Raw genomic sequence first — 18,799 nt, forward strand, 5'->3', positions numbered from 1 at the left:
AATAGTATATTAAAAAGAGGGGAACTCCCTCTTAAAATCTTATTTTACTGCTTCTTTCAAAGCATCTACCTTGTCCAAACGTTCCCATGGAAGGTCAATATCTGTACGTCCCATGTGTCCATAAGCCGCTGTTTGACGGTAAATTGGACGCTTGAGGTCCAGCATTTGGATAATTCCTGCAGGGCGAAGGTCAAAGATTTGACGGGCTGCTTTTTCAAGCTTGCTTTCGGCTACTGTTCCTGTACCAAAGGTATCGATACGAACAGAGACAGGCTGCGCAACACCGATGGCATAGGCCAATTGCACTTCTGCTTTCTTAGCAAGGCCTGCTGCAACGATATTCTTGGCAATATAACGAGCCGCATAAGAGGCTGAACGGTCCACCTTAGTCGCATCTTTACCAGAGAAGGCACCACCACCGTGACGAGAGTAGCCACCATAAGTATCTACGATGATCTTACGACCAGTCAAACCTGAGTCCCCTTGCGGTCCACCGATTACAAAACGACCAGTAGGATTGATGAAGAATTTGGTTTGCTCATCCAAGTAAGAGGCTGGAATAACCTCTTTGATAACCTTATTAATGACATCATTGTGAATTTGTTCGTTGCTGACTTCTGGATCGTGCTGAGTTGAAATAACAACTGTGTCCACACGTACTGGACGGTCATTTTCATCATACTCAACCGTAACTTGTGATTTAGCATCTGGGCGAAGATAGCTAATTTCCCCAGACTTACGAAGTTCTGCCAGACGACGAACCAATTTATGACTGAGTGAAATTGGCAAAGGCATGAGCTCTTCTGTTTCATCCACTGCAAAGCCAAACATGAGACCTTGGTCTCCAGCACCAATTAAGTCCAGCGGATCTTGATCTGCATTTCCACGAACCTCCAAGGCTTCGTTAACACCTTGGGCAATGTCAGGAGATTGTTCCACCAAAGATGGATGTACTCCTACAGTCTCAGCAGAAAAACCATATTCTGTATTAGTGTAGCCAATCTCTGCAATGGTATCACGAACCACACGGTTAATATCCACATAAGCATTTGTAGATATTTCACCAAAAACATGGACTGAACCAGTATATACAGCTGTCTCAGCAGCAACGTGCGCCTCTGGATCTTTAGCTAAAATAGCATCCAAAATCGCATCCGAAATTTGGTCTGCAATCTTATCTGGATGCCCCTCAGATACAGATTCAGACGTGAATAATTTACGTTCTGACATAAAAATGTCCCCCCTTAAAAATAGTGTTATAGAGTTACAAAGTACTGATAGGTATTTTCATTTTCTAAGAGTTACAACGCGTAAGAAATAAAAACGATACTTTTTTATTTCTGAAGCTAGTAAGGCGCATAGGGTGACCGCATTATAGCGGCAACCGTAGAATGACGAACGACTTTTGAGCCGTCATTCTTTGCGAGTTGCGACTCGAAAGAAAAAATAGAAATTTCTACCATCTTATCGGGACTATATAACTTTACCATTATACCATTTTTAAACTCAATTTGCAGTCTATAATGTAGTGTTTCTGTATAGATAGTTCGTTCTCATAAAACAAAAAGGATTTAATCCTGTTATATACAGAATTAAATCAAAATCTGAATTGTTTTTAAATTTTTTATACTCTCTAAAAACACCTCTATAATACATACTCAGACCTAATATAGCAATAAATTTATGAATAATAGTATTTGATTTGAATAAAATGTTAATGACTATCCCAGTCATTATAAAACTAATTGCAATTATCAAACGCTGCTTCATTTGTACCTCAACTTTCTATTTCGTAGAAAAAAATTCAGTTCCTATCCAAAAGCCTATAATAGCTCCACCATATCCCCTTAAAGAAACAATCCCTTCTCAAAACATGAGAGTTCACCTTCAATGCTGGATAGCATTGCTTCATCCATTACTTCAAATTGTTTCACCTTTGTATTCATCACGAATATTTCCTTACATTTATATTAATTTTTTATCTTGTTACAAATTTGGTAAGTTTTTTCTGCTCATTTTTCCTTATCTCGTTATACCAAAAGAAATTAATCCTTGAGCTAGATTTTTACTCAATTCTCCATATGTGGCAATTTCTTTATAAAATGTCGCAACCTTTGGGCTCAATGATTTCTGACTATGAATCCCACTAACAGCCTGCTGACGAAGAGCTTCTGCCAACTCCATGACAACTCTCTGTTCATTTTTTGTATTCTCTAATAGAGTTTTATAACGTAATAAAATATCTCGTTCATTTTTATGAATCTCTGTATCTAAAATCAAATTGTAAACCTTATTGAGAATTTCTTCTGTTCTCTTATCCATAAATTATCCTCTATAACCTGAAAGACAATAGCTCCTACCCAATGATGATATCCAACCATTAGCCATGACATCTTTAGTTAACTCAAAATCACACTTAGTTACAATATCCCCATTCTCAATTTGGAAATTAACAGATGAAACATTGTCCAAACATGTAATGAGGCGAAAAAGTATCGTCATCACAACCTTATAAAATTCCCTTTTGGTTTATTCCTTTTAAACCTATACAAATTAATAGTAGAGTGGCTATGATATCAACAATATCTTGTGACTTTAGTAAAGACAAGACTCCTAGAGAAATAATGTAAAATATACTAATTACTTTTCTCGTTATAAACAAAAACTACCTGCCGCTAGCCCGCCTGTTGAAATCGCAAATGCAACACCAACAAGACCAGTAAATGCAGTTAGACCTATATAAATTGACATACCAACTCATACTCCACAAGTGGGATTTAATCCACCAGAGTACTCTTGTAAATCACTGTTTTTTAGAATTGAAAACTGACTCATTGAACTATTCATTGTACATCCTCTCTTTTTAGCAAACTCGCATAGCTGTATCACCACCTAGAATCGCAGCACCAGCAGGTCCAGCGTATAAAAAGCCTATCTCAGTCATCCCTGCCCTACCTGAAATACATGCCAAATCATTTTTACCTCCTTCAACACAATAATAGAAAGAGCATCAGCTTTGAACACATTAACTTGTTCTATTGTTTTTGTATCCATGATGAATATCTCGTATATAATAGAAATCTTTTGTCAGATTATAACCTTGACAAGTTCAGTATAGCAAAACAAAATCGATTTTTATCACAAAGTATTTACATGTTGCTAACTCCACTTATCTTCAAATTTAAATAGACACATTATCGGAGTTATCAAAAAGTCTTGAAAAAGTCCAGAATGATTATAATCTGATTACCAAAAATATGATTTAGACATAATTAGTTAATATCATTCTGCATTACTAGTTTAATTTGATACAGTGCAAATCGAAAAATTATTAGCAATAATAAAAAGCCATTTCCAAAAAACAAGAAATACATTGCTAAATCACTCTTTAAATAGTATAGAAACCAAATAAGCATCCAAAGTATGCTCATTTTTATAAAGATATTACTTACTATCCATTCAATCTTTAGCAAGAGATAATTAACTATGTTCATTATAACAATCTCCATATTTCCATCCTCATCATATCTATAGCTCAATCACTTTACTACTATGTCTCAAAATAATTTATTATTATATACTATAAGTAAAACGCTAACTCATTCTTTTTTTGAAATATGTAATTCGATATTATTCGAGCAAATAATGTATACTACTGTAAATAACACTACAAATATATGAGTATAAAATAATACAGATGACGACTTATAACCATCTATAACGACAAAAATAATTGATAATAGTAACAGAAAAAATGTAGGTGCTAAAATCTTTTTAATAAATTGCTTGTATCGATTAAAGCATAGTTCAAAACTAATGTTTCCTCTCTTCTTATTATGCGTTAATAAGTGAATCAGCAACTCAAAAAACACACTACCTACAGAAAGAACTAAAACTTCGCTTATTGGAACATTTAGAACTATTCCAATCACACCTATTATAAAAAAAGATATAAAAAGAGCTAAAATTAGCCTAAATTCACCACTTTCCATCAACTAACCCCTTTTCTATAAAAATCTAGCGATAGCCCATATAGCTGTGCAATATTGTGCTCATAAAACACCTCCAGCCCAAGTTCCAGCTCTTGGTGCAACCAAACTACCAATCATTGCTCCTGCTAATGTGCAAACTTCCCCTGCACTAGCTGTTCCTCCCTCAATACTAGCCAACATTTCGGTATCCAAAACATCAAATTGAATCGTTGTCTTTGTTTCCATGGGGAATACCTCCATATTAATTTTTATTATTTTTGTCAGATTATAACCTTGACAAGTTCAGTATAGCAGAACAACAGAGATTTTTACCGCTAAGTCTTAAAATGTACGATTTTCATCACGAAACGTATTTTTTCATGATTTGTAACCTTTCAAGATTAAAAATAAATCATTTTAAAATTTATTCCACAAATCGCTGCTAGATATTGTGAAGTCGTCACTCTAGCTTTTTTGCCCAGTTTTATTGTTATGACTATTTCCTAACTCATTTACAGGAACTAGCTAAAAAATAATGTATATAAAGTCATAACAAAAGAATCCCCCTTAAAATATTCTATAGAATATTTTAAGGGGGATTCTTTTAAAGTTCTATTTCCAAGATCTGTGTAAAGACATAATTTTTACTTGTTGTTTTCAAACATACATTTGGATAAGATTTTAAAATTCTCCGAACATTGGCCAATCCTATACCCCGACCTACGCCTTTTGAAGAATTGTCACGCTTGAATATATCTCTCAATTCTATCTCTCTTTCTAAAGTAGAATTTTTTACAATCATGACTAATTTATTCCATTCTGTATCCTCAAGGAAACAAACTGCTATTCCTCCTTCTGCTGCGGACTCTATAGCATTATCTAACAAGATAGAAGTAATTGTTAAGAAGTCTATTTGTTCCATATTTTTTATAGAGAACTGTTCACCAATCTCCAGGGAAACTGGAACAGATAAGTTTTGGGCCTCCGATAACTTAGATAATAGTAAACTCTTTAACGCCAAATCATTGATATTTCTTAGATGTGCTACATCAAAACGCTTGCCTTTTAATTTTTCACCAGAATTTTTCAAAACACTATCATAAACTTGAGAAACCAGATTAATATCTTTTTGATCTATACCTATTTTTAAGCTCGATAAAATATTAGCATAATCATGTCTAAAGCTTCTAATTTCTTGATACAGCCCCTCAACTTGTTGACTATAATTACTAAGATTTTGCAATTGAATTTCTTTTTGTAGAACGACTTTCTCCTGTAGTTCTTGAAGTAATCTTCTATCCAAGAGATTAACAAAACAAATAAACAATAAAAAGTAAACTGCTGTCCATAATTCTTTATAATCCAACATTCTATCCCAACTTACTTTATCACTGTAGTTTATATAAGATGGTAAGATAAAATAGGCTAGCATTAAAATATCCGCAGTAATTAAAATAAATTTTGTCTTTCTATCCAAGTTCTTTATTTTTAAATGACTAAAATTATATCGAAAGAGACTAATAAGAAAAAACACAATAATTTCAGCTAATAAAGAGAAAATCATTGTTCCTAGATTAGTTTCATATAGTCTATACAATATTGGAATCTTAGAAATTATAAAGTAACCTAAAAAATTTTTGATGACATCCCAAAATCCAAGTGGAAATAATGAGTAAAAAAGTAATAAAGAAACCTTACTTCTTAATTTACCAATAGACAAAGTATATAGGATAAAAAAGGTAGGATAAAGCAATAATGACCCAAGAAAGTAAAATCCAGTTGATTTAAACAAAACAATAAATAGTAATGATAAAAGATGGAACAGAATAATGGACATTACTACTTTTTTTAGATTTAATCTCTCACCTACAACCTTAGTATGGATACATAACAATAGAAAAACACCTATAATATTTAGAAAAAATATCATCTAAATCTCCTTAGTCATGAAGTCTTTCGATAACTTTCATAAGTGGACGAATTTTTAATCTAGAGACAATACAAGAGGACCCGTTCTGAAAATGAACTAACCGATTTTCTTTATCAATTAAAGATATATTATAAGGATTTACGATAAATGATCTATGACATTGAAATAAACGTGGTTCCTGTTTAAGAATATCTGACAATTGTCCATAAAATTCAACTATGTCTCGTTTTGAATAGAGAGTCAACTTATGAGCAATTGTTGATGTTTCAATATACAATAAATCTTTAAAAGGGACTTGAATTTGAGCTTTGGATCCTGTAAATATAAAAGAGTCCTCAGATACTGTTATTCCTTGATTATCGCTAACACTTAAAATAACATTTTCAATTCGTTTGATAAATAATGGTTCAGGTAATTCTTTATCAATGAAATCAATAGCTGATACTAAATATTCAAAAGATACAGGCATAAACTCAGAATGAGATGTTACAAAAGCAATCACTGCTTGAGAATCAAGTTTTCTAATTTCTCTAGCAACGTCTAATCCTCTTTTGTCATCATCTTTTATTTCAATATCAAGTAAAAATAATTGATGATTTCCTCTCTCTGAAATGTCCTCTAAAAGCTGTTGAGGTTTTCCATAAACCTCAAAATGCCTATACTCAATCTTATTATCCACCAAAATTTTTTTGACAACATTTTCAATTCTAGTCTGTTGTAAAAAATTATCTTCTAGTATAAAAATATTCACTACTTCACTCCTATATATTTTTCCACTGATTTTTTAATATTGTAAAGTGTCTTCTAGAACAAGCGATGTCTGATACTCTATCATCCATAAACATAATCGTTCTTGTCTCATGATTAAATCCTGCTATTTTATCTTTATTCACAAGAAACTTTCTATGGCATCTAATAAGTTCTTCTGTACTTTCCTCTTCGATTTTAGCTAGTGAGGTTGAAGCTTCAAAATTCCCTTCTGCTGTTACAAAAAGAACAGCATGAGCTTTTGTAGGGTGAGTTGTAACATAATAAATTTTAGAGAGTGATACCTTTACGATAGCTCTATCTTGATATAAAATGTAGTCTTTCATATTTAGCCTCCTTCTATCAGTTTAATCTTATCAGAATGATGGAAATTAAATTATAAAAATCTCAAATGGTTTCTATACTATCTCAAATGGTAAAAATTTTCTTAATTTAGACATTTCATGATAAAATAGATACTTTTTAGTATCTCAATAATATTAATCTTTCTTCATTTGATAAACTAATTTCTAATGAAAGGAAAGCTATGAAGGCAATTCAAATTTTACACTACTCTTTATTTGGCTATATTTTATCTCTGTATTTAAAATATTATTTCTTAAAAAAACATTCAAAAATACAAAAATTTTACAAGGACATAAGATTAACTACAAATATAAATCTTCTACTTATTTTATCATAAAATCAGGGTCTCTAACATCTAAAAAAATGAAACTCTATTTAAAATCTATCCAATTTAGTTCAAAAAAATCAGAAGTCATCATCATAGGCAGTCAGATTGATTATGATGAGCTTTACCGAAACCACTATAGTGTGTTTGGTGTTATAGACATAACTAATAATAAATCATTAAAATATATTAAAGAAAAAATTCATTTTTACTTGGAAGAGCTCTATGAATTTAAGAAGGATAAGAGTGATTAAGTCTATGAAATAAAGTTTCAAGTCTTATAACTTTATATCCGTAATCACCTATCCATTAATTTTGATTTCTTCCTCCATATGCTAGAGTTTGATATCAAATTTTAGTGTCATCTTAAAGTAGTCATATTTTGTCAGTCTTCTTTTTTCTGAATTATTGAAATTGATTAGAACCTCTACTATTTTATTGATATGAGCTAGTTTATTATGTGACTTTCAGTCACATAATAGAAAAAGTTGGAGCTCAGTACTCCAACTTTTTCTATTAAAATGTTTGGCGTTTTGCTTTACGCTCTGCACGACCACGTGCGCGATTTTCAGCGCGCTTGGTCTTGCGGCGTTTTTCATCAACCGCCCATTGAATTTTCTTCTTATAACCTGGTTTGACTTTTTTCTTTTTCTTTTTAACCAAACCAATCATTTCGATATCAAGTTTATCTTGTTTTTTCTCACGGTTGGCACGACGATCACGGTCATAAGTATCTTGAAATTCCCCGTCTTTGACCATTTTAGGAGTAAACTTGATTCCCAATTTCTCCAACTCACGGATATCCGAGTCATCACTGGGTTGGTAAAGGGTAATAGCTGTACCTGGTAGGCCATTTCTTCCAGTACGACCAACACGGTGAACAAAGAAAGATAAATCTTGCGGAATGGCATCATTGATGACATGGCTGACACCTTCAATGTCAATCCCACGCGCTGCCAAGTCTGTTGCGACAATGTACTCAAAATCCAGATTTTTCACCTGGTTCATGATACGCTTGCGTTCACGAGGGGCAATATCTCCATGAATCTTCGCTACCTTCAAGCCTTGAGCAGTCAGATATGAATGCAATTCATCAGCACGCATTTTAGTGTTAACAAAAATCATTGCCAAATACGGTTGCATCAACTGAGTTAACTGGTAAATTTGAGCATTCTTGTCACGTCCCTTTGTAGAAATCAACCAATTATCAATGGTATCAGAAATGACCGTTTTGGTCTTGATTTTCTCCATAACAGGATTTGACAAGTATTTTTTCAAGAATGGTTGCAGTTTTTGTGGGATAGTCGCTGAGAAGACCATGAATTGCAAGTCTTTTGGAAGGCTTCCAGCAATCTTATCAACAGTTTCCAAGAATCCCATATCCAAGGTCATATCTGCCTCATCGACCACAAAGGTCTTAGCCTTGTGAATAGCTAGGTCACCAGACTTAACTAAGTCATAAATACGGCCAGGCGTTCCGATAACAATATGAGGCTGGTTACTTGCCAATTTGTCAATCTGGCGAGCCTTATCCGTACCACCCACATAATTAACCACACGAACTTCGACATCTGAGTGGGCTGCAATCTGACGGGCTGCTTGGTAAATTTGAGTAGCTAATTCACGGCTCGGTGCAGTAATGACTGCTTGAACACTATCGTCGGCTTCATCTAATTGCTGGAAAATCGGCAATAGGAAAGTGTGAGTCTTACCCGAACCTGTTTTTGATTCACCGACTAGGTCACGACCTGTCAAAACAATAGGAATCAACTTGTCTTGCACCTCTGTTGGAGTTGTAAATTTCAACTCCTCCAAGGCTTCACTAATATATTTTTTAAATTGAAATTTCGTAAATGACATAATATCCTCGATTCTATCTATCCTATCAATTATACCATATTTTATTCCATTTCAGTAGTCTCACTTATTTAGGCTATTTCTAGTAGCTTCTCTAGTAAAAAAGGCTGGAATTTGTGAATCCCAACCTCTTTTCAGTCATTATTTCCAGTTTAAAATAGCATTCAAGCCATAGTGATCACTCACTTGTGGACTCTTGTTACCATCAAATACGACATGTAAATTTTCCACCGCTAACTCCTTGGTAGTAAAAACATAGTCGATTCGAAGGGGTTCAGTGTTCCCCTTCCATCCATCAATTTCTGGTGGAACAGTATAGCTACCACTTTTCTCTTGAGCAACTTCAAATGCGTCTTGTAAGCCTAATGGACTAGCTAAAATAGCTTGGTAACCTTCCTGACCAGCTGGGTTGTTGAAATCTCCAGCTAGCAAAAGCGGCTTGTTCAATTCTTTCAAGACAGCCTCAATTCGTGCCCATTCTTCTTGGAAACCTTTATCCCACCAAGAAAGGTGGACACTGGCAACTGCAAGTTCATTACCATCGACTACAGTTTCAGCCAGGGCGACACGGCGAGTATGATAGTCTGTTGGATCATCCACATCTGAAACCAAAATTTCTCTTGCTTCAATAGGTGTTTTAGACAAGATAGCCACACCTTCATGATAGCGGTCATAACCAATATGGTTATAGGCCCAAGTCCAATAGTAATTTTTTCCTTGCTCTGACAACTTTTCAACCAAAAGTCTAACATAGTGATCTTGGTGAATAGGCTCTGCTGCTGGCAAAGCTTGATAAAAGTCATTCACCTCCACCTCTAGCGAAGTGATCTCCTGATTGATTTCTTGGAAACAAATCAAATCATAGTCTTTATCAAGAATATCCTCAAGCAAGAGCTGGAATTTTTCCTCAGCTTCTTTTTCCATCCAGCTATGAGTATTGAGTGTTAAAAATTTCATGCTTTTCTCCCAAAACAAGAGGTTGGAAAACAGCTTCCAACCTCAAGTGTATTACAATTCTACTTTAGCAACTGCTGTTTTAGCTGCAAGAGAACCTGTTTGTTCTAATTTAACTGATTTAATAGCTTCAGCATTTGTGAAGACAACCACTGTTGAAGTTTCACGACCTGCTGCACGGATAGCATCCAAGTCAGCTGTGACAAGGAGATCTCCTGCTGCAACTTTTTGTCCTTCAGCAACATGAACTGTAAATGGTTTACCTTCAAGACTTACTGTGTCCAAACCAATGTGAACCAATACTTCAAGACCTGCTTCAGTCACAAGACCAAGAGCATGTTTTGTAGGGAAGATGCTTGATACAGTACCTGAAACTGGAGATACAATGTTTCCATTTGCAGGTTCTACAGCAAATCCATCACCCATCATTTTTTGAGCAAATACTGGATCTTTCACTTGTTCCAAAGCAACAACTTGACCATCTGCTACTGAGTAAACTTCCTCAGTAAGACCTTTGAAGTGTACAGTGTTTTGTTGCGCTTCCGTCATTTGACTTGGAAGAGTTTCAGGAATGATTTCACCTGAATCAAGGATATCTTGGATATCAGATTTCAATACGTCTGCTTTTGGACCGTAGATAGCTTGAACTCCTTGTCCTTTCATGACAAGACCCATAGCTCCTTCTGCTTTCCATTGTTCTGCATCACCGACTTTATCAGCATCTTTTACAGTTACACGAAGACGAGTCATACATGCATCAACATCAACGATGTTTGCACGTCCACCAAGAAGGTTGATAATGTTTACAGCTTGAGAACCTGCTGCAACTTTCACTTCGCTGCTAGCTTCTTCTGAACCTTCAGCAGTTTCGTAGTTTCCGTTACGTCCTGGAGTGGCGTAGTTGAATTTTTGAATCATGAAGTTTGCGATAAAGTACATGATTACGGCAAAGAGAACAGTTACCCAGATAAAGTTAACAATATCCATACCGATACCAGCGCTAATCGCAATAGGTGTACGAGTCAAGAACTCGATTGAACCGAATGAGTGCATACGTAGGTTTACTACGTCAGCCATAGCGAAGGCCGCACCTTGAACAAGTGAGTAAACAAGGTACATAGGTGTTGCTACAAACATGAACATGTATTCGATTGGTTCAGTAACCCCTGTCAAGAATGTTGCAAGAGCTGTTGCAATCATCATACCTTTGTATTTGTGTTTCTTGTCTGCATCAACATTACGGTAGATAGCCACAACCACACCCATCAAGATACCGAATGAACCAATCATTTGTCCAACTTTGAAACGAGCTGGGTGAACAGTATCTAACAAGTGTTGGTATTGAGTAGCATCAGTACCTTTAAGGTTTACAAGGTCTGTTACCCATGCAAGCCAAAGTGGATCTTGACCAAATACTTGGCTACCTTTTGCTGCACCAGTTAAGACCTCATAAGTACCACCAAGAGCTGTGTAGTTCATTGGGATAGTCAACATATGGTGAAGACCAAATGGTAAGAGCAAACGTTCCAATGTACCATACAAGAATGGTGCAAGGATTGGAGCAGTTTCTTGTGAGTTAGCAATCCAGATACCAAAGCTATTGATACCTGTTTGAACTACTGGCCAGAAAGCAGCAAGTACAATTGCAGCAATTATTGAACGAAGAATAACTACAAACGGTACAAAACGTTTTCCGTTAAAGAATGAAAGTGCATCAGGAAGCTTACGGAAGTTATAGTATTTATTGTAAGCAGTTGCTCCAATAAAACCAGAAATAATCCCTACGAACACACCCATGTTAAGTGCTGGAGCTTCCATAACACTAATGAAGTAATCAGCAACTTTGATTGATCCACCAAAGAGAGTTGTTACCATAGCATCTGGATTTTTCAACATATCGCCTGATACGCCAAAGATTGTACCAGTGATACGGTTAATCAAGATGAAGGCAAGACCAGCGGCGAAAGCACCACCAGCACGTTCTTTAGCCCAGCTACCTCCAATGGCTAGGGCGAACAAGATATGAAGGTTAACGATAACCCCCCAACCGATTTGTTCTAGTACACCACCAGTAATAACAAGTGGTGCAAAGGTTGGGTTAATCATCACGATAGACTTACCGATTGAAATCATCAAACCAGCAGCCGGCATAACCGCGATAACCACCATCAAAGCCTTACCGAATTTTTGCCAAAACTCGAAAGACAAGACATTTTTGAATGTATCTTTCATCATTCAAATCTCCTTTATTTTTATTTAGGCAAACGTTTTACGAAAACGTTTGCACTTTCTATAATTTAATTATACCACTTTAATTTTTTTTGTAAAGGCTTTTATAAAAAAAAGTAGACTTTTTTCTAAAATTTTTGTAGTAAAAAAGGAGATATTAAAATCTCCTCAAATATACTTCTATTTTATTTTAGATTTTCAGGAATCGGCGCATTGAAATTCCTGATCCGATTGAACCGATAAAAATTCCAATCACAAATAATAGAGCAATCATCAGTGGACTGAATACTTCTGGTGATATCATTGAAAGGTTCTGACCAACCAATGACTTATTAACCGATTGGTAAACCATTTTATAGACAATAAATACCAGAACTGATGGAAGTGTTGCTCCAAGCAAACCAATGAAGGCACCTTCAAGCAAGAAAGGTCCGCGGATATAGCCATTCTTAGCACCTACTAAACGCATGATTTGAATTTCACGGCTTCGTGAAATAATGGTGATACGTATAGTATTAGAAATCAAGAACACCGCAATGAAAATCAATAATCCAGCGATAACTAGTCCCCAGACACGAATAAATGAGGCTAACTTAAACAAGCGTTCTGTATTAGCACCACCATCTTGAACTTCTGATACACCTTCGATTTTTTTAGCTTCTTCTGCTACTGTCTTTACATCACTGGGTGTATTTGTATCAACGATATATGCATCATAAAGAGGATTGGCATCGCCTTCAAAGATTTTCCAGTTGTCCCCCATTGTTTCTGTCAACTTTTCATATTGTTCTTCTTTACTTGAAAACGTAACACTTTTAACGGTTGACATACCTTTCAAAGCATCATATACCTTATGGTAGTCGTTATTTGTAACAGTTTGACCTTCTTTTTCAATCGTCTCACTATTATCAGCTACGTCCTTACGAATGTATACCATTACTCGGACATTATTTTCGATATCTGTAGCTAGTTTAGCCGTATTAAAGATAACAGATGCAAATATTGCAACCAAGGTCAAAGTAATCATAACTGAACTAACAGCAGCTACTGTCATCCAGCCATTTCGTTTCAAACTTTTTAACGATTCAAATAAATGACGAAAAAATCTACTAATCATCGTATCCATATTCTCCTTTAGCTTCGTCACGAACGACACGGCCATTTTCAATGGCAATGACACGGTGGCGCAAGGTATTTACAATCTGACTGTTGTGGGTAGCCATCAAGACAGTTGTACCTTGGAGATTGATGCGTTCCAGCAAGTTCATAATTTCCCATGAATTATCTGGGTCCAAGTTTCCTGTTGGTTCGTCCGCAATCAATACTTTTGGATTGTTTACAATGGCACGTGCAATTGCAATCCGTTGCTGTTCTCCCCCTGAAAGTTCATTTGGGAAAGAACGAACCTTATGCTTCAATCCAACCAAGTCTAAGACTTCCATAACACGTTTTTTGATATTACGGCGACTTTCTCCAATTACCTCCATTGCATAAGCAATATTTTCATAAACGGTTTTCTTTGGTAACAGTTTATAATCTTGGAAGACAACCCCAACACTACGACGTAGGAGAGGAACATCTTTCTTTTTAATTTTAACCAGATTAAAACCAGCAACAGATAAGCTTCCTTTTTCGATTTTTACTTCGCGATACAAAGAACGAATAAAGGTTGATTTCCCAGCTCCTGAAGGTCCTACGATGTAAACAAATTCCCCTGGTTGAACGCTTACCGAAACACCACGTAGGGCAGTCGTTCCGTTGTCGTATTTTTTGACGACATCTCTCATTTCAATAATTGACATGTGAGTTCCTTTCTATCTTAGCTGATTCTCCACTTGAGATAGGCATCAATAAAACCATCTAGGTCTCCATCCATAACCTTATCTACTTGTGCAACTTCAAAGTTAGTTCGATGGTCTTTTACCATAGTATATGGCGTGAAAACATAAGAACGAATTTGACTTCCCCATGTGATTTCCTTTTTCTCACCCTTGAGGGAATCGACTTCCGCAGCTTTCTTCTCCTGCTCCATTTGATAGAGCTTAGCCTGCAACATCTTCATGGCACGATCTCTATTTCCATACTGGGTACGATCGACTGTTGACTGAACGACAGTTCCCGTAGGAATGTGTGTCAAACGCACACCTGTGGAAACCTTGTTGACGTTTTGTCCACCAGCACCACCTGAACGGAAAGTATCCATCTTGATATCATCTTCACGGATTTCTACTTCAATAGTATCATCCAATTCTGGCATCACTTCTACAGATGTGAAAGAGGTGTGGCGACGTTTAGCAGAGTCAAATGGTGAAATTCGTACCAAACGGTGTACACCCATTTCTGACTTGAGAAGACCATAGGCATTAGGTCCTTCAAAAGATAAGGTTACTGACTTGATACCAGCTTCATCTCCTGCTTGGTAATCCAATACTTCCACTTTAAAGCCTTTAGCATTTCCATAGCGAGTGTACATACGAAGCAACATATCACCCCAGTCCTGAGCCTCAGTACCACCGGATCCTGGATGGATTTCCAAGATGGCATTATTATGGTCATAAGGTTCTGACAAGAGCAAGGTCATCTCGTAACTGGTCATCATCTTATCAAGTTCTGACAACTGTTCAACCAATTCTTCATGTACCGACTCATCTTCAGCTAAAAAGTCTAATAAAATTTCAACTTCATCCTGCAACTCTTCCATTTTGTGAAAGGTGTTATAGGTGTTTTTTAATTCATTTAATTCTTGCGACGTTTTTTGGGCCGCGATATTATCGTTCCAAAAATCAGGTTCTGTCATCTTGTTTTCCAAGATGGCAATCTCTTCCTCTAAACCTTCGAGGTCAAAGAGACCCCCTGAAAGAAGCTAATTTTTCACGATTTGCGTCAATTTTCTGACGAATTTCTGAAATGTCCATAAATACTCCTTTTTTACATTATTTCATTATAGCATATTTTATCATTTCTTTCCATCTTTTGCTCTAATCCCTTATTACACGTAAAAAGAAGCCTTTCGGCTTCCCTTCTTACAAGACTTTTGCTGAAGTACGAGTAATCTCTTCTACTTGAATATTCTCTGATTCAAATTTTTCTTTCAAGGCTGGTAAATCAATTGATCCATCGATTTGAACTTCGATAATGACCTTACCATCCTTACGCGGAATATTGACTGTATGCGAGATATTCAAATTTTCTTCTACAATCAAAGAAATAATTTTTCCAAGAACGCCAACTTCGTTTTCCGTAACAAAGCGCACACGAATCCCTTCTTCACCATAACCTGCAATTTCAAGAAAGGCTTGGAAAACGTCACGATCCGTAATAACTCCGTATACTTGATGATTATCTACGACAGGAAGAATACCAATCTTATTTTTCAACATCAGATAAGTTGCATCCTCTAGACTCGCATAGCCTGAAACAGTGACAACATCGCGAATCATCACATCTTTTACTTTTGTCTTATTTAGAAGATAATTCATCTCATAGATAGAAAGACTTGTTGCTTTGGATGGACTAGCTTGGGCAATGGTTCCCTCAGTTACCAAACCAACCAATTGATCATTTTCGATAACAGGCAAGCGGTGCAACCCTTGCTCTCTCATCAAATCTGCTGCATGAGATACTGTTGTATCCGGACTAATATAAACTACCTTGCGGGTCATAAAATCTTTAACTGCCATGAGACTTCTCCTTTTCTATTCTTATCCCTATTATACAATCTTTTTGTAAATCTATCAAACGCTTACATTTCTTTTTCAAAATTCAGAAAAGTATGAATAAGCTAGCAAAAAGAGCTCTGAAATAGAGCTCTCTGAATGAAGGTAAGATACATTTCATTCGATTTTTTCAATTATTAGAAATTAACCTTTTAATGTAGATAAAGATTGCTTTACAATCTATATCTGTCAACTAAAAAGGTCCCCTGGACTATAATGATGATTACTTCGTAATCCTCATCCACCGACTAAAACAATCCAGTGGATTGTTTTAGCCACCTAGGTATGCTTTTCTGACTTCTTCTGATGAAGCGAGTTCTTTTCCTGTTCCTGATAGAACGATTTTCCCTGTTTCCAATACATAGCCTCGGTCAGAGATTGCGAGTGCTTTATTGGCATTTTGTTCAATCAAGAGGACGGTTGTTCCTTGTTTCTGGATGTCTTGAATGATATCAAAAATCTCTTGGATAAAGATTGGGGCAAGTCCCATTGATGGTTCATCTAAAAGAAGAAGTTTTGGTGTTGACATGAGGGCGCGTCCCATGGCAAGCATTTGCTGTTCTCCCCCTGAAAGAGTAGCTGCATCTTGGTTCTTCCGTTCTTCAAGACGAGGAAAGCGTGAGAAAACTTTCTTCAAGTTGGCTTGATTTTCTTCACGGTTTTTCTTTAAGAAAGCTCCCATTTCAAGATTTTCCATAACAGTCAAGCCAGGAAAGACGTGGCGTCCTTCTGGAACTTGTGAAAGACCACCTGCCACGATTTTTTGAGCTGGCATTTTTTGGATTTCTTGACCTAAAAATTCAATCTTTCCTGAACTCGGTCTAACCAAACCAGACAAGGTACGGAGAATGGTTGTCTTACCTGCACCATTGGCACCGATAAGGGAAACAACCTCTCCTTCATTTACTTCAAAGCTTACATCACGGACTGCTTGGATCATACCGTAATGCACAGAAAGATTATCAACTTTTAACATAGACATTAGGCTTCACCTCCTAGATAAGCTTCGATAACGCGTTTATTGGTCTTAATTTCGTCTGGAGTTCCCTGAGCAATCAAACGACCATATTCAAGTACGTAGATACGTTCTGTCACTTCCATGACCAGATTCATATCGTGTTCAATCAGCATGATCGTAATCTTAAATTCATCTTTGATACGACGAATTAACTCAGTCAATTCGGCTGTTTCCTGTGGGTTCATACCTGCTGCTGGTTCATCTAAAAAGAGAATTTTAGGTTCCGTAGCGAGAGCACGAACAATTTCCAAACGACGTTGTTGTCCGTAGGCAAGATTTTTAGCAAGAGTTTCTGCATCACCATCTAAATCAAAGATTTTCAACAATTCCAAAGCCTTAGCCTTTAATTCTTTTTCACTCTTATAAAAAGCTGGTAAGCGTAAGAAACTAGCAAAAACATGTTGTTTGTGATGGTTGCCAAAAGCAATCAAAACATTATCCAAAACTGTTAAATCTTTAAAGAGACGGATATTTTGGAATGTACGTCCAAGTCCCAAAGAAGCAATCTTATAAGGTGACTTTCCATTCAAAAGGTGACCATCTAGGGTTACTGTTCCCTCACTTGGTTCATAAACACCCGTCAAGAGGTTGAAAAGGGTGGTTTTCCCAGCTCCGTTTGGACCGATTAGTCCAACCAATTCCCCTTCGTTCAATTCAAGAGTCACATCTCCAACAGCTGTTAGACCGCCAAAATGTTTGGTTAACTGTTTTACTTCAAGTAATGCCATTAGTTTTGTTCCTCCTTCTTAGATTTTTTAAAGAAACGTGATAGGCTCAATTCCCATGTTCCAAGAAGTCCGCCTGGTCTGAAAATCATTACCAATACCAAAGCCAAAGCGTAGATAATCATACGCACGCTAGCAACATCTTGGAGAAGCATATTCAAAATTCCCAGAACAATAGCTGAAACGATTGCACCTGTAATGGAACCAAGTCCACCAAATACAACAATAATCAAAACATTGATTGAGTTGATGAAAGTGTAATCTTTCGGTACAACTGAACCGATAAATCCTGCCTGAAGTGACCCTGCAATACTTGCAGTAATGGCACCAAAGACAAAGGCGATGATTTTAATTTTAGTCGTATTAACCCCAACTGACTCAGCAGCGATTTCATCCTCACGAACAGAAAGGGTTGAACGACCAATTGGACTACGCAAGAAGTTCAAGGTTGCAATAGTTGTAATCACGACAAAGAAGTAAACCATTTGCCAAGTTGTAAAGTTAGGAATTCCCAAGATACCTGCCGCACCATTTGTAAGGCTTCCGCCATTGATGATAAAGATACGGATAATTTCAGAAACACCTAGAGTCGCTACCGCAAGATAGTCCCCCTTCAAGCGCAAGGTTGGAATTCCGACAAGCAAGGCAACTGCTCCTGAAAGCAAAGCCCCTACAAGCATAGCTCCAAAGAAGGCACCGTAGGTTGGTGATTTAGAACCAATAATAGCTGCTGCATAGGCACCAATCGCCATGAAACCAGCATGACCAAGTGAAAATTGGCCTGAAAAACCAACGATTAAGTTGAGACCAACAGCCAGAATAATATTAATTCCAATTTGTTGTAAAATCTGTACATAGAATAGGTTTAGTACTCCAACTGAAACCAATACACTAATCAAGCCATAGCCAGCTAACAAAAGGAGTAACCATAGAATATTAACTTTTAAATTTTCTTTCATCG

The 18,799-nt window shown here is 36.4% G+C and carries 18 protein-coding genes; 1 reads left to right on the top strand and 17 read right to left on the bottom strand.

Annotated features, from left to right (window positions below; genetic code table 11):
• Positions 1 to 39: 39 nt before the first annotated feature.
• The 7 genes from metK to SM12261_RS06195 all read right to left on the bottom strand — a co-directional run bounded on the left by metK (position 40) and on the right by SM12261_RS06195 (position 6,995).
• Entirely contained in the window at positions 40 to 1,230 is a 1,191-nt protein-coding gene (gene metK / locus SM12261_RS06155) for a methionine adenosyltransferase (protein WP_000003942.1), read from the bottom strand.
• A 792-nt stretch (positions 1,231 to 2,022) separates the two neighbouring features.
• Positions 2,023 to 2,322, bottom strand: a complete 300-nt coding sequence (locus tag SM12261_RS06165) for a bacteriocin immunity family protein (protein ID WP_000361394.1) — start codon at positions 2,320 to 2,322, stop codon at positions 2,023 to 2,025.
• A 1,277-nt stretch (positions 2,323 to 3,599) separates the two neighbouring features.
• Entirely contained in the window at positions 3,600 to 3,992 is a 393-nt protein-coding gene (locus SM12261_RS06175; protein WP_000443464.1) for a hypothetical protein, read from the bottom strand.
• Between the two features lie 60 nt (positions 3,993 to 4,052).
• A complete protein-coding gene (locus tag SM12261_RS06180; protein ID WP_000448735.1) occupies positions 4,053 to 4,217 on the bottom strand; it encodes a Blp family class II bacteriocin in 165 nt (54 codons plus the stop codon).
• Between the two features lie 358 nt (positions 4,218 to 4,575).
• Complete coding sequence (locus SM12261_RS06185; protein WP_000575877.1) at positions 4,576 to 5,901, bottom strand: GHKL domain-containing protein; 1,326 nt, start codon at positions 5,899 to 5,901, stop codon at positions 4,576 to 4,578.
• Positions 5,902 to 5,911: 10 nt separating this feature from the next.
• Positions 5,912 to 6,652, bottom strand: a complete 741-nt coding sequence (locus SM12261_RS06190; protein WP_001019941.1) for a response regulator transcription factor — start codon at positions 6,650 to 6,652, stop codon at positions 5,912 to 5,914.
• Positions 6,653 to 6,662: 10 nt separating this feature from the next.
• Positions 6,663 to 6,995, bottom strand: coding sequence for a LytTR family DNA-binding domain-containing protein (locus SM12261_RS06195; protein ID WP_000656278.1), 333 nt, complete (start codon positions 6,993 to 6,995; stop codon positions 6,663 to 6,665).
• Between the two features lie 382 nt (positions 6,996 to 7,377).
• Here SM12261_RS06195 and SM12261_RS09620 point away from each other — a divergent pair, with 382 nt between their 5' ends.
• Entirely contained in the window at positions 7,378 to 7,593 is a 216-nt protein-coding gene (locus SM12261_RS09620; protein ID WP_000780967.1) for a hypothetical protein, read from the top strand.
• Between the two features lie 262 nt (positions 7,594 to 7,855).
• Here the strand turns inward: SM12261_RS09620 and SM12261_RS06210 are convergent, their stop codons facing one another.
• The 10 genes from SM12261_RS06210 to SM12261_RS06260 all read right to left on the bottom strand — a co-directional run bounded on the left by SM12261_RS06210 (position 7,856) and on the right by SM12261_RS06260 (position 18,797).
• A complete protein-coding gene (locus tag SM12261_RS06210) occupies positions 7,856 to 9,199 on the bottom strand; it encodes a DEAD/DEAH box helicase (RefSeq protein ID WP_004238723.1) in 1,344 nt (447 codons plus the stop codon).
• A 138-nt stretch (positions 9,200 to 9,337) separates the two neighbouring features.
• On the bottom strand, positions 9,338 to 10,153 hold the full coding sequence (locus SM12261_RS06215) for an endonuclease/exonuclease/phosphatase family protein (protein WP_000670854.1): 816 nt from the start codon (positions 10,151 to 10,153) through the stop codon (positions 9,338 to 9,340).
• Positions 10,154 to 10,204: 51 nt separating this feature from the next.
• Entirely contained in the window at positions 10,205 to 12,385 is a 2,181-nt protein-coding gene (locus SM12261_RS06220) for a PTS transporter subunit IIBC (protein ID WP_000974075.1), read from the bottom strand.
• 184 nt (positions 12,386 to 12,569) lie between these two features.
• On the bottom strand, positions 12,570 to 13,496 hold the full coding sequence (ftsX, locus tag SM12261_RS06225) for a permease-like cell division protein FtsX (RefSeq protein WP_000625545.1): 927 nt from the start codon (positions 13,494 to 13,496) through the stop codon (positions 12,570 to 12,572).
• Positions 13,489 to 14,181, bottom strand: coding sequence for a cell division ATP-binding protein FtsE (gene ftsE, locus SM12261_RS06230; RefSeq protein WP_000022269.1), 693 nt, complete (start codon positions 14,179 to 14,181; stop codon positions 13,489 to 13,491). Before ftsE ends, ftsX begins: the two co-directional genes overlap by 8 nt.
• Positions 14,182 to 14,198: 17 nt before the next feature.
• Positions 14,199 to 15,294, bottom strand: a protein-coding gene (prfB, locus tag SM12261_RS06235; protein ID WP_115262371.1) for a peptide chain release factor 2 whose coding sequence is annotated in 2 segments (ribosomal slippage) — positions 14,199 to 15,221 and positions 15,223 to 15,294 — 1,095 coding nt in all. Because the reading frame shifts where the segments join, the coding sequence is not laid out codon by codon here.
• 108 nt (positions 15,295 to 15,402) lie between these two features.
• Positions 15,403 to 16,059 carry a CBS domain-containing protein gene (locus tag SM12261_RS06245; RefSeq protein ID WP_000268667.1) on the bottom strand — a complete coding sequence of 219 codons (657 nt, stop codon included), beginning with the start codon at positions 16,057 to 16,059 and terminating at the stop codon, positions 15,403 to 15,405.
• 307 nt (positions 16,060 to 16,366) lie between these two features.
• Positions 16,367 to 17,077 (bottom strand): ABC transporter ATP-binding protein, encoded by a 711-nt coding sequence (locus SM12261_RS06250; RefSeq protein WP_000062200.1) that lies wholly within the window; start codon positions 17,075 to 17,077, stop codon positions 16,367 to 16,369.
• Positions 17,077 to 17,841, bottom strand: coding sequence for an ABC transporter ATP-binding protein (locus SM12261_RS06255; protein WP_001185997.1), 765 nt, complete (start codon positions 17,839 to 17,841; stop codon positions 17,077 to 17,079). The genes SM12261_RS06250 and SM12261_RS06255 overlap by 1 nt, the downstream gene beginning before the upstream one ends.
• A complete protein-coding gene (locus SM12261_RS06260) occupies positions 17,841 to 18,797 on the bottom strand; it encodes a branched-chain amino acid ABC transporter permease (protein WP_000662290.1) in 957 nt (318 codons plus the stop codon). The genes SM12261_RS06255 and SM12261_RS06260 overlap by 1 nt, the downstream gene beginning before the upstream one ends.
• Between the last annotated feature and the right edge of the window lie 2 nt (positions 18,798 to 18,799).

Origin of the sequence: Streptococcus mitis NCTC 12261 (genome assembly GCF_000148585.2) — a bacterium.
In the GTDB taxonomy this organism is placed as follows: domain Bacteria; phylum Bacillota; class Bacilli; order Lactobacillales; family Streptococcaceae; genus Streptococcus; species Streptococcus mitis.